Raw genomic sequence first — 11,606 nt, 5'->3', positions numbered from 1 at the left:
CCTGCAGCACTGCGCACGGACCTCCTTCGTATGGCTCGTCGACTCGGGATCGCTTCCTTGCTGCTCGCCCTGACCTTCACGCCCGCCGCGCTGGCGCAGGTCTCGGACGCTGATCGCGCGACCGCGCGCTCGCTCGCCGTGGAGGGGCAGGAGGCCCTCGAACGAAGGGACTTCGCGGCCGCGCTCGATCGGTTCAGCCGCGCCGACGCCATCATCCACGCGCCGACGCTGTTGCTCGGCGTAGCCCGCGCCCAGGTGGGCGTGGGCCAGTGGATCGCGGCCCAGGAGTCGTACAGCCGCATCCTCCGCGAGGGGGTGCCGGAGAAATCGCCCGAGCAGTTCTTCGAGGCGATCGCGGCCGCTCAACGCGAGCTCGACGCGCTCACGCCCCGGATCCCGCAGGTGCTCATCTCGGTGATCGGGCCGGACACCACCGCCGTCACGATCGACGATGCGCCGGTGCCGCGCGCCGCGCTCGGGGTCCGGCGGCCGGTCGATCCAGGCGACCACGTCGTCCGGGCGGCGGCCGCGGGGTTCGCTCCGCTCGAGGTGAAGGTGACGCTCGCCGAGGGCGCCAGCGAGACCGTCGCGCTCGAGCTCAAGCCGGTCGCGCCGCCTCCGGTCAAGCCGAGTCCGCCGGTGGCGCCGCGGCCAGACCAGGGCGCTCCTGCTTCCGGCTCCGGCGGCAGCAGCCGCACGGTGCTGGCGATCGCCGCGTTCGGGCTCGGCGGCGCAGGGCTCGCGGCCGGCGCCGTCGGCGGCGTGCTCGCGCTCGGCAAGCACGGCGATCTCTCGGGGCGCTGCCCTGCCAGCCGGTGCGACCCGGCGTTCAAGGGCGATATCGACAGCTACCACGCGCTGGGCACCCTCTCGACGATCGGGTTCGCGATCGGCGCGGTGGGCGTCGGCGCGGGGGCGTTCCTGCTGCTCACAGCGCCGAGATCGCCGCAGCGCGCCGGGATATCGATCACGCCCGTGATCGGGCTCGGCTCCGCGGGAGCGAAGGGGAGTTTCTGATGCGTCAGGCGTTCGGAATCGGCTCGATGGTCTGCGTTGCCATCATGACCGCCGCGGCATGCACCAGCGTGCTCGGGGACTTCACGGTGAGCGAAGCCGGCGCGAGCTCGGCCGGTGGATCCGATGCGTGCGCGACCGGCACGGCGGACTGCGACGGCAACCCCGACGACTGCGAGGTGAACCTGCTCGACGACCCCCAGAACTGCGGCGCTTGCGGCGCGGTGTGCCTGGACGGCGGGACGTGCAGCGCGACCGGCTGCAGCGGGGCCACGGAGATCGCGCGCGGGTTTCCCACCATCGAGGCTCCGAACGCGAACCTCCTCACCGTCTACCAAGGCGAGGTCTACTGGACCGCCGGCGAAGGCACGGACGGCAGCGTGCAAAAGGTGTCGGTCTTCGGCGGAGCCGTCACGACGCTCGCCGTCGGCCAGAACGCTCCGTACGGGATCGCCGTCAACCAGCACGGCGTCTTCTGGTCCAACCTCAACGACAAGGACGTCTTGATGGTGGACCGCAACGGAGCACGCGCGCCAGAGGTCCTCTTCGACTCGGACTTCGCGACCCTCGGCGTGGCTGCGGACGACAACGCGGTGTTCTGGGCGCAGCGCGCGGCTGGCATCGGCACGCCGGGCGACGGGAGCCTCATCGGCCAGATCCTGATGCCCGGCGAATGGGCGGACGACGAGTTCCTCGAGGTCAGCGATGCTTCGCCGCACCTCATCGCGCTCGATCAAGAGCACGTGTACTGGGTCGACAGGAGCCTGCGCGGCACGGTGAACCAGACGCATCGGCAGACCGGCGACACGAAGCGGCTGGCCGACGAGCAGCTGTTTCCGTACGCCATCGCCGTGGACGACGACCACGTCTACTGGACCAACAGCCCGCGCGGGGATCACGCGAGCGAGCTGTCTGCCGTCATGAGGGCGCCAAAGGACGGCTCGGAGGACGCGGTGGCCGTCTGGACGGCCGTCGAGGATGATGACGTGGCGCATGCGTCCCCCGACTGCATCGCCGTGGATGGGCTCGATGAGTTCGTCTACTGGACCGATCAGGGGTCCCCCCGCGTGATGCGGAAGCGCAAGGACGGCATGGCAAGGGCGCGGCCGCTGTACGAGGGCGGCACCCCGCGCGGGATCGCGGTCGCTGGCGGGTTCGTGTACTGGGCAGACGAGAGCAGCGGCACGATACGCAAGCTCCCCCGCTGAGGGGCGGCCCGCATGCGCCCCGCGCTTGCTCAGCGCGGGGCCGAGCGTGCCCGCTCAGCCTGCGGCGTCGCGCACCCGATCGACGTCGACGCCCAGCCGACCTGACGTGTCGTCGGCGGCCGAGACGACGCGCGCGCCCTGGAGGATGTCGCGCGCCATGAGCTGCGTGGAGAGGATCGCGCAGAACGCCATGTCGTCGGTGTTGCTCATCGATTTGCCGCCGGTCTTGCGGCACTTCGCGACGAGCGCCGCGACGGGCTGCGCCTGCCAGATGCCGGCGTCCTTGATGGCATCCGGCGACAGGCACGCCTCGACATAGTCCGGCGTCCCGCTCCCGAAGAAAGGCTGCACCACGGGCGCGCGGTACGGCTGCTTCTTCCGCGCGAGGACGCCGGGCGGCAGGAGATCGCCCATCGCGCGCTTCAGCACGTGCTTCTCGTCGAGGGTGCGGAGCTTGAGCGCGTCCGGCAGCGCGTCCGCCACGTCCATCACGTTGGGATCGAGGAACGGGAAGCGCCCCTCGACCGAGTTCGCCATCATCATGCGCTCGCCCTGCGAGGAGAGCAGGTAGCCGGAGAGCAGCGTCGTGATCTCCAGGTACTGCGCGCGCGCGAGCGGCGTCCAGCGCATGAAGTCGCGCGGCAGCTGCTCCCTCAGGCGATCGGCCGCGGCGGTGTCGCCGATGCCCTCGCGCATCGCGGGATCGAGCATCAGCTTGATGCGGCTCGTGGCGTCCCAGCGCGGGCGGTGGGAGTAGAACGGGTCGTCCGTCTGCGCGAGGTTCCTCCCGAAGAAGGCCTTGGCCATCTCGACCTGCGCGACAGGCGACCGCTGCAGGTAGGGGTAGAGCCGGAGGAGGAGCTGCGGCCTGAGCTTGCTGTCCGGGTGGCGCGCCCAGAAGCGGCGTACCCGGTCCTCGCGGAAGATGTCGTACCCGGCGAAGAACTCGTCGGCGCCCTCGCCCGTCAGCACCACGCGGTAGCCGCTCTGCCGGACGAGGCGCGCCAGGATGAACAGCGGCGCCGGGGCGGTGCGCAGGAGCGGGGCCTCGGCGTGGTAGACGACCTCCGGGAAGACGCCGGCGATGTCGGCGTCACCGCACTGGATCGACGCGTGCGACGTGCCGAGGTGCGCCACGGCGGCGCGCTGGTACTCGGCCTCGTCGAACTCGCGCTCGGCGAACTCGACCGAGAACGTGCGCAGCGGCACCTCGCGGTTCGAGGCGATGAGCGCCGCGACGATCGTGGAGTCGAGCCCGCCGCTCAGGTAGCTGCCGACGGGGACGTCGGCGCGCAGGCGGATCGTCGAGCCGCCGCGGACCGCCTCGCGCACGCTGGACACGAGCCCCGCCTCGTCGCCGCCGGGCGCGCGCCCGACGGGGAACTCGGGGCGGAAGCGGACCGAGACGCGCGGCGCCACGTCGCGATCGAGATCGAGCGTCGCCACCGCGCCCGGCGGGATCTGCTGGATGCCCTCGTACGGCGTGAGCGGGGCGATCGGCGCCCAGAACGTCAGCGCTTCGTCGAGGCCCTCGCGGGAGATCGCGCGGGGGATGGTGGGGTCCTGGAAGAGCGACTTCACCTCGCTGGCGAACCGGAGGACGCCGCGGTGGACCGTCCAGAAGAGCGGGTTGATGCCGACGCGGTCGCGCGAGAAGAACGCGCGCCTCCGCTGGACGTCCCAGATGACGAACGCCCACTGGCCGTTCAGCCGATCGACCATGGCCTCGCCGTACTCGGCGTAGGCGTGGATCAGCGCCTCGGTGTCGCTCTTGGTCCGGAAGTGATGGCCCTTCGCCGTGAGCTCCTCGCGGAGCTCGATGTAGTTGAAGATCTCGCCGTTGAAGCAGACCCAGAGCGTCTCGTCGGCGTTGGCCATCGGCTGCCAGCCGCCGTCGAGGTCGATGATCGACAGGCGCGAGTGGGCGAGCGCGACGTGGCGATCGCGGTAGATGCCGAAGCCGTCAGGGCCGCGGTGGCGGAGCGCCCGCGCCATCTTGAGGGCGAGCTCGCGGTCGGGGTTCGGCGCGTCGGTGCGTAGGTTGATGAGGCCGGCGATACCGCACATATCAGATGAGCTCGCTCTTCTTGACTTTGCCGCTCGCCGTCTTGGGGAGCGAATCCATGAACTCGACGAACTTGGGCACGGCGACCTCGTCGAGCTCGGACCGCACCTTCTTGCGGACGTCGTCGGCGGTCACCGCGGCGTCAGGGGCCTTCACCACGGCGGCCTTCACCGCGACCCCGAGCACCTGATCCGGCACGCCGACGACCGCCGCCTCGACGACGCCCGGGACCTTGCAGATCACCGACTCGACCTCGAGGGGGCTCACCTTCTCGCCGCGGGTCTTGATGATGTCGTCCTTGCGCGCGACGAAGTAGAGGTACCGGTCCTCGTCCATCTTGAAGAGGTCGCCGGTGTGGAGCACGACCTCGCCCGGGAGGGGCCCCGGCCGGAGCGCGCGCGCGGTCGCGTCGGGGTTCCTCCAGTAGCCGCGCATCACGTTCGGCCCGCGCACGACGAGCTCGCCCACCTCGCCCGGCTCCGCGTGCGTGCCGTCCTCTCGCTCGATCCAGAGCTCCTCGTTCGGCATCGCGATGCCCACGGAGGACGGCCGCTCTAGCGCCAGGGAGGGCGGCAGGTAGCAGACGCGCGTGCACTCGGTCTGGCCGTACATCGCGAAGAAGGAGACGTTGGGCAGGAGCTCGCGGAGGCGCAGGAGCTGCGGCGCCGGGAGCCCGTACGCGGCGTTCGTCATGTACCGGAGCGCCGAGAGATCGGCCTTCGCGAAGTTCTTGAGCGAGAGCATCGACGCGAAGATCGTCGGCACGCCCGCGAAGCCGGTCGCCCGCTCCTCGGCCATGCGCTGGACGATGGGCCACGGCATGGAGAAGCCCTTCTCGAGCACGACGGTCCCGCCGAACGCGTGGGTCACGAGCAGCTGGAAGAGCCCGTAGGTGTGCGACAGCGGCAGCACGCAGAGGATCACGTCGTCCGCCGTGTGCTCGAGGTACGCGCCGATGGCCGCGGTGCTGTTGCGGAGGTTCTGGTGCGTCAGCATGACCCCCTTCGACTCGCCCGTGCTGCCGCTCGTCCAGCAGAGCGTCGCCAGGTCGAGCTCGATCGCGCGGCGCGCAGGGGGCTCGCCAGGCGCGCCGGCCAGGGCCTCCTGGAAGTCGCGCCCGTCGGGTGGGGGCCCTGCAGCGGCCGGGGGAGCCGCGCCGCTCAGGAACGTCGCCGCCGGCCTCGCGCCGGGCGGGAGCTCGGCCACGGCGGCGAGGCTCTCGCGCATGCCGCGCGCCGCCACGAGCACGCGGGGGCCCGCGAGCTCCATCACCTGGCCGAGGCGCCGCGGTCGCATCGCGGTGCCGAGCAGCGACGGCACGCCGTCGGCCCGGAGCGCTCCGTAGTACGCGACGACCGCGTCCACACCGTTGTCGAGCGCGACCATGACGCGATCGCCGCGCTGCACGCCCGCCTCGCGGAACAGGGCGGCGCAGCGATCGGCCAGCGCGTCCAGCTCCCGGTACGTGATCCGCCGTCCCTCGCAGACCAGCGCGACGTGGTCGGGGCGAGAGGCGGCGAACGATCGCAGCGCGGAGTCGATGAGGAAGCGATCCGAGCGCGGATCGCGACGAGCGGTGTGCTGCGTGCTCATGCGCCCCCCGGGGTTCGGGCTAGTTGCTGCTCTTCTTCCCGCTCACGTAGGTGACGAGCCTGGCGATCGAGCCGAAATTCTCCGGCACCATCTCCTCGTCGGCGACCTGGATGCCGAGATCCTGCTCGAGGAACTGAACGATCTCGAGGACGGCCGTCGAGTCCAGGATCCCTTGATCGAGCAAAGCGACCTCGGACCCGAGATCGGCGGTAGCGCCCCGGTATCCGAACGAGGTGACCAGGAAGTTGCGAATCGTCGATTCGATGCTGGAAGTGCTCATGGAGGTAGTCTCCACGTCTATCACCCCCCCGGCTTTCCTGTCGAGAACACTCCGCGGAGCGACGGCCAGCGCGCGGATCGCGGCAGGACGCGGTTGCGGCTCATCGTTCACGCACGCACGTCACGCACGCGCGCACCCGTCCGTGCTCGTTCGCGTTCGGTGTTCCCCGTGCCGTCCGCGTTCGAAAGCCGCCGCCAGGGCGCGCCGCGGAGGTGAGATTGGCGACTGACGATCTCGCTGCGAGCCCGTCCGTCGCCGTCGTTAACGTGAGTGGATGTCAGCGAGGCTCCGCGCTGTTTCCGGCGGGTTTCACGACCGGGGCACGGCGTACCAGGCTGAGAACGCCGTTGACAGCGGCGCGCGTCGTCCGACGGCGCGGCTCGTCAGGCGTGGCCCTGATCGCGGACGAGCTGCGGCTGCGCGTGGAGGTACTGCGCCACCCGGCGCTTGGCTTCGATGTCCTTGAACACGCGCTCGACCTGCTGCGGCGTGATGCCGACGGCAGACGCCGCGTCCGCGGCCGGGACGTTGTTGTTGTAGGCGTACAGGCAGAGGTCCATCTTGTCGTAGGGGAGCGCGAAGTAGAACTCGTCCTGCCCCTGCGGCATCGAGAACGTGTCCGTCGTCGGCGCGCGCCTGCGGATGTCGGCAGGGACGCCGATGTACTCGGCGAGCGCGTAGACCTGGCTCTTGTACAGGTGCGCGATCGGCTTGAAGTCCGCGGCGCCGTCGCCCTGCTTGACGAAGAAGCCCTGATCGTACTCGAGCAGGTTCGGCGTGCCGGCGACGGCGTAATTGAGCCTGTCCGCGTGGTAGTACTCCATCATCTTGCGGATGCGCTGCTTGAAGTTCGTCGCGGCGACGAGCTGCAGGTACGCGTTCAGGGGCATCCGCTTCACGCGCGGCTCCTCGCCGGGCGGCTGCGCCGTCAGCTGCGAGACGTTCAGCCTGTCGCTCTCGAGGATCGAGGGAAGCGTGATCTTGAACTTCCAGCTCTCGTTGTAGTCCGGGTAGACCATCCGGATCGCCTCGTCCTGCCGCTCGTAGCAGCGGAGGCCGGTCAACGCGGGCTTGATGTTCTCGATGACCGCCTCGATGCCGAGCCCCTCGGCGAGCAACTTGCCGAGGCGGAGCGCGTCATCGGAGGTGTCGCGCTCGGGCATGAAGATGCCCAGCACCTTGTCCTTGCCGAGCGCGCGGACGCACAGCGTCGAGACGACGGAGCTGTCGATCCCGCCCGAGATCCCGACCACGGCCCCGCGCCGCCGCAGCGTACCGAACACCTGATCCCGGATGGCCTGCTCGATCTCTTGCGCTACCGCCGGGGCATCGATCCTGAGGACGTCTCGCGAAAACATGGTTGGCTCCACCCTTTCAAAAAGATGGACCAGCCTATTAAAACGAGACGCAACAGGGAACCCTGTTCGCTGCGAGCAGGCGTATGCCGGGGAGGAGCCGCGCGCGGGGCCGCGTCTTTCATGGTTCGGTGGGCCAGGGCGTCCGCCTGCCCCGGCTGCGCCGCCGCGCCCGGACGGCTGGGGCGGTTGTCAGGGCGCGGGCCGTGGCTCGCCGGTCGCGGAGAACTCGTTGGCCTCCGCGGCCAGGATCCAGAGCACGGCCATCCTGACCGCGACGCCGGCCTCGACCTGGTCGAGGATCACGCTCTGTGCGCCGTCCGCGACGCGCGGATCGATCTCCACGCCGCGGTTCATCGGCCCCGGGTGCATCACGATCGCGTCTGGCTTGGCGAGCGCGAGCCGGGCCGGGTTCAGCCCGAACGTGCGGCTGTACTCGCGCGTGCTGGGCAGGAAGCTGCCGCTCAGCCGCTCGCGCTGCACGCGCAGCATCATGACCACGTCGGCCCCTTCGAGGGCGGGCTCGATCCGATCGTAGACCGTCGCGCCGAGCGACTCGCCCGCGATCGGCAGGAGCGTGCGCGGGCCGGCGAAGCGGACCCGCGCGCCCATCGTCGTGAGCAGGTGCGCGTTCGACCGGGCCACGCGGCTGTGGACGATGTCGCCGCAGATGGCGACCTCCAGCCCTTCGAGTCGGCCTTTGGCGCGCCGGATCGTGAACGCGTCGAGCAGCGCCTGCGTCGGGTGCTCGTGCGTGCCGTCCCCCGCGTTGACGACCGCGGCGCGCGTGTGCGCGGCGACGTGGTGCGGCGCCCCCGACGCGGCGTGCCGGATGACCAGCACGTCCGGCTGCATCGCCTGGAGGTTCTGCACCGTGTCGAGCAGCGACTCCCCCTTGACCGCGCTCGAGGTGGAGACGCTGATGTTGATGACGTCGGCGCTGAGCCGCTTGCCCGCGAGCTCGAACGACGTCCGCGTGCGCGTCGACGGCTCGTAGAAGAGGTTCACGACCGTCTTGCCGCGGAGCGTGGGCACCTTGCGCACGCTCCGCCGGGAGACGTCGAAGAGCGACTCGGCGGCGTCCAGGAGGGCCACGATCTCGGTACGCGAGAGACCCTCGATGCCGAGCAGGTGTCGGTGCGGGTAGATCCTCCTCATGCGCTGGCTTACGTTCCTTCCGGTGGCGGGGGGGGCTCCGAGAGCTTTGTGCCGGCGGCGGTGACGAGAGCCCAGAGCTCGCCCGCGCGCTCCACGACGTCGATGCGCTGCCCGGGGGCGAGCTCGACCGCGCGGACGATGTAGTCGGGGTGAATCGGCAACTCCCTGCCGCCGCGATCGACGAGCGCGACGAGCTCGATCCGCTGCGGTCGCCCGTAGTCGAGCACCGCGTCGAGCGCCGCGCGGATGGTGCGACCGGTGTAGACCACGTCGTCGATCAGCACGATGCGCCGGCCGTCGACGGGGAAGGAGATGTGACTGGGCCCGATGCGCGGGTTCGGCAGGGCGGTCGCGGCGTCGTCGCGGTAGAGCGTGATGTCGACGGCGCCGACCGGCGGCGCGTGCCCCTCGATCTCGAGGAGCAGCGCGGCCAGCCGCTTGGCCAGCGGCTCACCGCCCCGTCGGATCCCGATGAGCGCCAGATCTTCCACGCCGCGGCCGCGCTCGGCGATCTGGAGCGCGATACGCCGCAGGCCGCGCCCGATGGCGGCCGGGTCGAGCAGAGCTTCCATGGCGCGGCGAGGGCTAGCACGGCGAGCGCCCTGCACCCAAGGCCCGCGTGCGCCGCCCGCCGGAACGCCCGCGCGCCCGAGGGAGCGCGCCCCCTCCGGCCGTGCTGAGGGGGAGGAGCGCGCTCGGCGCGGCGTCGCGACAGCGTCGCGGAGGCGCGGGCGGCCTCAGTCGGGCTGGTGCAGGACCCGCTGGGTGCGCTCGACGAAGTAGAACCGCTCGAAGCCCGCGCGCTGGAACGTGAGCGCGCCGAACCCGTTGACGGCGATCGCGGCCGCGCCGAGCGCGTAGAACGGCGCGCTGAAGCGGCGTCCGGAGACGGCGATCATCGCGAAGAGAAACGGGGCGAAATCGTTGGAGAAGCGGTAGCCGAACTGGAGCCAGCCGGTGTTCTGGTAGAGGAGGCTCGGCAGCGCGACCGCGGACACCGTGGCGGCGAGCGCCCAGAACGGGGGCGGCGTCCGTCGGGGCCAGAGGGCCCACGCGTAGATCGGCGTGGTCACCCAGAGCGCGAGCCCGTGCGCGTTGATCTGGAAGGGGGCGCCCTGCACGTGGGTGTACGGCAGGCCGGTGAGCACCACCGCGAGGTTGCGCGGCAGGTAGTGGTACGAGAAGAGCCCCCACTTCTCGATCCGCGCGCGCCACGCGATGTGGAGGTACCGGTGGCCGAACTCGGCCGCGTCGCCGAAGCGCGCGTGGTTGTGCCAGAGCAGCGCCGAGAGCACGAGCGCCGCCGGCGCGGCGAACAGGGCGAGCCGGCGCACGAGGGCGCGCGGGTCCGAGCGGTCCACGCGGAGCGCCTCGAACAAGAACAGCGGCAGGGCGAAGCCGAGCGGCGTGCGGGTCGCGAAGCCGAGGCCCAGGGCGAGGCCCGCGGCGAGCGGATGGGCGGCCTCGAGCGCGCAGTAGAGATAGACGCACGCCAGCGCGACGCCGACGACGTGCGCCGCGAACCACACCGTCCCTTGCACCGCGCTGAACCAGTAGACGCTCCCGAGCGCGAAGAGCAGCGAGAGCGCGACGTTCTCGGCCTGCGTGCGGTGGCTGCGGCGCGAGGCCGAGAGCTTCTCCAGCGCGAGGAAGAGGACAGCGGGCCCGACGCCGGCGAAGGCCAGGAAGAATTGCCCGTCGCGCACGCGCTCCGCGCTGCCGGCGAGCTTGACGAGCGGCGCGATGAGGACCGCGGGGAAGGGGGGGAAGCTGACGTAGTAGCGGTCGTCGAATACGGCGAAGTCGTTGCCGCCCGCGTGCGCCGGCGGCGGTCCGCCGAGATCGAGGCGGCCGTGGAGCCACGCCTCCGCGAGCAACGCGTAGTGGTTATAGGGCGTGTGGGCCGCGAAGATCTCGCGGGAGGAGCTCACGGCGTACGCGAGCGTCACGAGCGCGTAGAGGGCGATCGCGACCGCTGCGCGGCGGCCTGCGCGCCGTGCTTCCCCTGAAGGTTCCGGCCGCCGATCGGCGGAGCCCGGCGGCGGCGGCGGCGGCTGGCGCCGGGCCTCAGGCGTGGCGCTACGGTCCATGCGCGGGCGACGCTACCATGCAGCCTGATGTGACGGCGGCCGCCGGTCGTTCTTGCGAGCCAACGCACCCCGCGCTAAACGCTCCGCTTTCACTGGCCCGGAACCCCATGTCCCAGTTTGCCGTCTCTGCCAATGACATCGACATCTCCGGTATTTCGCTGGACATGCCGCTGCCACTCGACTGGATGAACGCGGCGCTCGCTGACGCCGACGTCACCGGGCGCGCGCCAGGTCACCTCTCGGCCCGCCTCTCGCGGACGGGGAACGAGATCGTCGTGCGCGGCCGCGTCAAGGCGCCCGTCGCCACGCCCTGCGCGCGGTGCCTTGCCCCTGCCGCGCTGGACGTCGACGCCGAGCTCTCGCTCCTCTTGCGTCCTGCCCCGAAGGCGGACGGCCACGGTCACGGCCACCGGCGGGACGACGCTGCCCGCAACGGCGCGGCGAAGCCTGGGGCCAGCAAGGTCAAGGAGCCGGAGTACGAGTTCACGGCGGACGAGGCCGACGTCGACACGTACGACGGCGAGACGGTCGCGCTCGATCCGTTCATCCGCGAGGCCATTCTCCTCGAGATGCCGAACTTCCCCTTGTGCTCGGAGGCTTGCCCGGGTATCGGTCCTGCCGCGTCCCGAGAGGACCGCGAAGGCGGCTCCTCGTCCCTCGTCCGCGGGGCGGCGGAGGAGGATGAGGCCGCTCCAGGCCTCGACCCGCGGCTCGCGCCGCTCAGCGCGCTCCGAGAGAAGCTTGGACAGAAGCCCAGCGGCTCTGACAGGCGCGCGCAACCTGCATCGTCCCCCCCGGCCAAGGCCGGGACACCGAAGAAGAAGACCAAGAAGGAGTAGTTCC

General features: G+C 71.0%; 10 protein-coding genes. 3 read left to right on the top strand and 7 right to left on the bottom strand.

Annotation, left to right across the window (positions count from 1 at the left end; genetic code table 11):
* The first annotated feature begins 30 nt into the window (after window positions 1-30).
* Both WME95_RS21590 and WME95_RS21585 read left to right on the top strand, forming a co-directional pair.
* On the top strand, window positions 31-1,017 hold the full coding sequence (locus WME95_RS21590; RefSeq protein ID WP_437910355.1) for a hypothetical protein: 987 nt from the start codon (window positions 31-33) through the stop codon (window positions 1,015-1,017).
* On the top strand, window positions 1,017-2,222 hold the full coding sequence (locus tag WME95_RS21585) for a lipoprotein receptor (RefSeq protein WP_437910353.1): 1,206 nt from the start codon (window positions 1,017-1,019) through the stop codon (window positions 2,220-2,222). Before WME95_RS21590 ends, WME95_RS21585 begins: the two co-directional genes overlap by 1 nt.
* A 54-nt stretch (window positions 2,223-2,276) precedes the next feature.
* Here the strand turns inward: WME95_RS21585 and asnB are convergent, their stop codons facing one another.
* From asnB to WME95_RS21550, 7 genes are all read right to left on the bottom strand, one after another.
* Complete coding sequence (gene asnB / locus WME95_RS21580) at window positions 2,277-4,289, bottom strand: asparagine synthase (glutamine-hydrolyzing) (RefSeq protein ID WP_437910351.1); 2,013 nt, start codon at window positions 4,287-4,289, stop codon at window positions 2,277-2,279.
* 1 nt (window position 4,290) lies between these two features.
* A complete protein-coding gene (locus WME95_RS21575; RefSeq protein WP_437873186.1) occupies window positions 4,291-5,880 on the bottom strand; it encodes a class I adenylate-forming enzyme family protein in 1,590 nt (529 codons plus the stop codon).
* Window positions 5,881-5,899: 19 nt separating this feature from the next.
* The gene (locus WME95_RS21570) at window positions 5,900-6,160 is read right to left on the bottom strand and encodes an acyl carrier protein (RefSeq protein WP_012236454.1); all 261 of its coding nucleotides are present in this window, start codon (window positions 6,158-6,160) and stop codon (window positions 5,900-5,902) included.
* 383 nt (window positions 6,161-6,543) lie between these two features.
* On the bottom strand, window positions 6,544-7,518 hold the full coding sequence (gene nadE / locus WME95_RS21565; RefSeq protein ID WP_437554291.1) for an NAD(+) synthase: 975 nt from the start codon (window positions 7,516-7,518) through the stop codon (window positions 6,544-6,546).
* A gap of 189 nt (window positions 7,519-7,707) precedes the next feature.
* A complete protein-coding gene (locus tag WME95_RS21560; RefSeq protein ID WP_272099608.1) occupies window positions 7,708-8,673 on the bottom strand; it encodes an aspartate carbamoyltransferase catalytic subunit in 966 nt (321 codons plus the stop codon).
* 8 nt (window positions 8,674-8,681) lie between these two features.
* Window positions 8,682-9,245: a bifunctional pyr operon transcriptional regulator/uracil phosphoribosyltransferase PyrR gene (pyrR, locus tag WME95_RS21555; RefSeq protein ID WP_437554289.1), complete on the bottom strand. Its 564-nt coding sequence runs from the start codon at window positions 9,243-9,245 to the stop codon at window positions 8,682-8,684.
* Window positions 9,246-9,410: 165 nt separating this feature from the next.
* Window positions 9,411-10,763 (bottom strand): hypothetical protein, encoded by a 1,353-nt coding sequence (locus WME95_RS21550; protein ID WP_437910347.1) that lies wholly within the window; start codon window positions 10,761-10,763, stop codon window positions 9,411-9,413.
* A gap of 107 nt (window positions 10,764-10,870) precedes the next feature.
* Here WME95_RS21550 and WME95_RS21545 point away from each other — a divergent pair, with 107 nt between their 5' ends.
* Window positions 10,871-11,602, top strand: a complete 732-nt coding sequence (locus WME95_RS21545) for a YceD family protein (protein WP_437910345.1) — start codon at window positions 10,871-10,873, stop codon at window positions 11,600-11,602.
* Window positions 11,603-11,606 lie beyond the last annotated feature (4 nt).

Source organism: Sorangium sp. So ce327, assembly GCF_051530205.1.
In the GTDB taxonomy this organism is placed as follows: Bacteria; Myxococcota_A; Polyangia; order Polyangiales; family Polyangiaceae; genus Sorangium; species Sorangium cellulosum_B.
The sequence above is the reverse complement of the archived record's forward strand: the minus strand, read 5'-3'. Positions and strand labels throughout refer to the sequence as shown.

What these genes read in the sequence shown, in the direction of transcription:
- WME95_RS21590 (WP_437910355.1), top strand. Translation starts at nt 31, where the DNA reads ATGGCTCGTCGACTCGGGATCGCTTCCTTGCTGCTCGCCCTGACCTTC.
- WME95_RS21575 (WP_437873186.1), bottom strand. Translation starts at nt 5,880, where the DNA reads ATGAGCACGCAGCACACCGCTCGTCGCGATCCGCGCTCGGATCGCTTC.
- WME95_RS21585 (WP_437910353.1), top strand. Translation starts at nt 1,017, where the DNA reads ATGCGTCAGGCGTTCGGAATCGGCTCGATGGTCTGCGTTGCCATCATG.
- WME95_RS21560 (WP_272099608.1), bottom strand. Translation starts at nt 8,673, where the DNA reads ATGAGGAGGATCTACCCGCACCGACACCTGCTCGGCATCGAGGGTCTC.
- WME95_RS21550 (WP_437910347.1), bottom strand. Translation starts at nt 10,763, where the DNA reads ATGGACCGTAGCGCCACGCCTGAGGCCCGGCGCCAGCCGCCGCCGCCG.
- nadE (WP_437554291.1), bottom strand. Translation starts at nt 7,518, where the DNA reads ATGTTTTCGCGAGACGTCCTCAGGATCGATGCCCCGGCGGTAGCGCAA.
- pyrR (WP_437554289.1), bottom strand. Translation starts at nt 9,245, where the DNA reads ATGGAAGCTCTGCTCGACCCGGCCGCCATCGGGCGCGGCCTGCGGCGT.
- WME95_RS21570 (WP_012236454.1), bottom strand. Translation starts at nt 6,160, where the DNA reads ATGAGCACTTCCAGCATCGAATCGACGATTCGCAACTTCCTGGTCACC.
- asnB (WP_437910351.1), bottom strand. Translation starts at nt 4,289, where the DNA reads ATGTGCGGTATCGCCGGCCTCATCAACCTACGCACCGACGCGCCGAAC.
- WME95_RS21545 (WP_437910345.1), top strand. Translation starts at nt 10,871, where the DNA reads ATGTCCCAGTTTGCCGTCTCTGCCAATGACATCGACATCTCCGGTATT.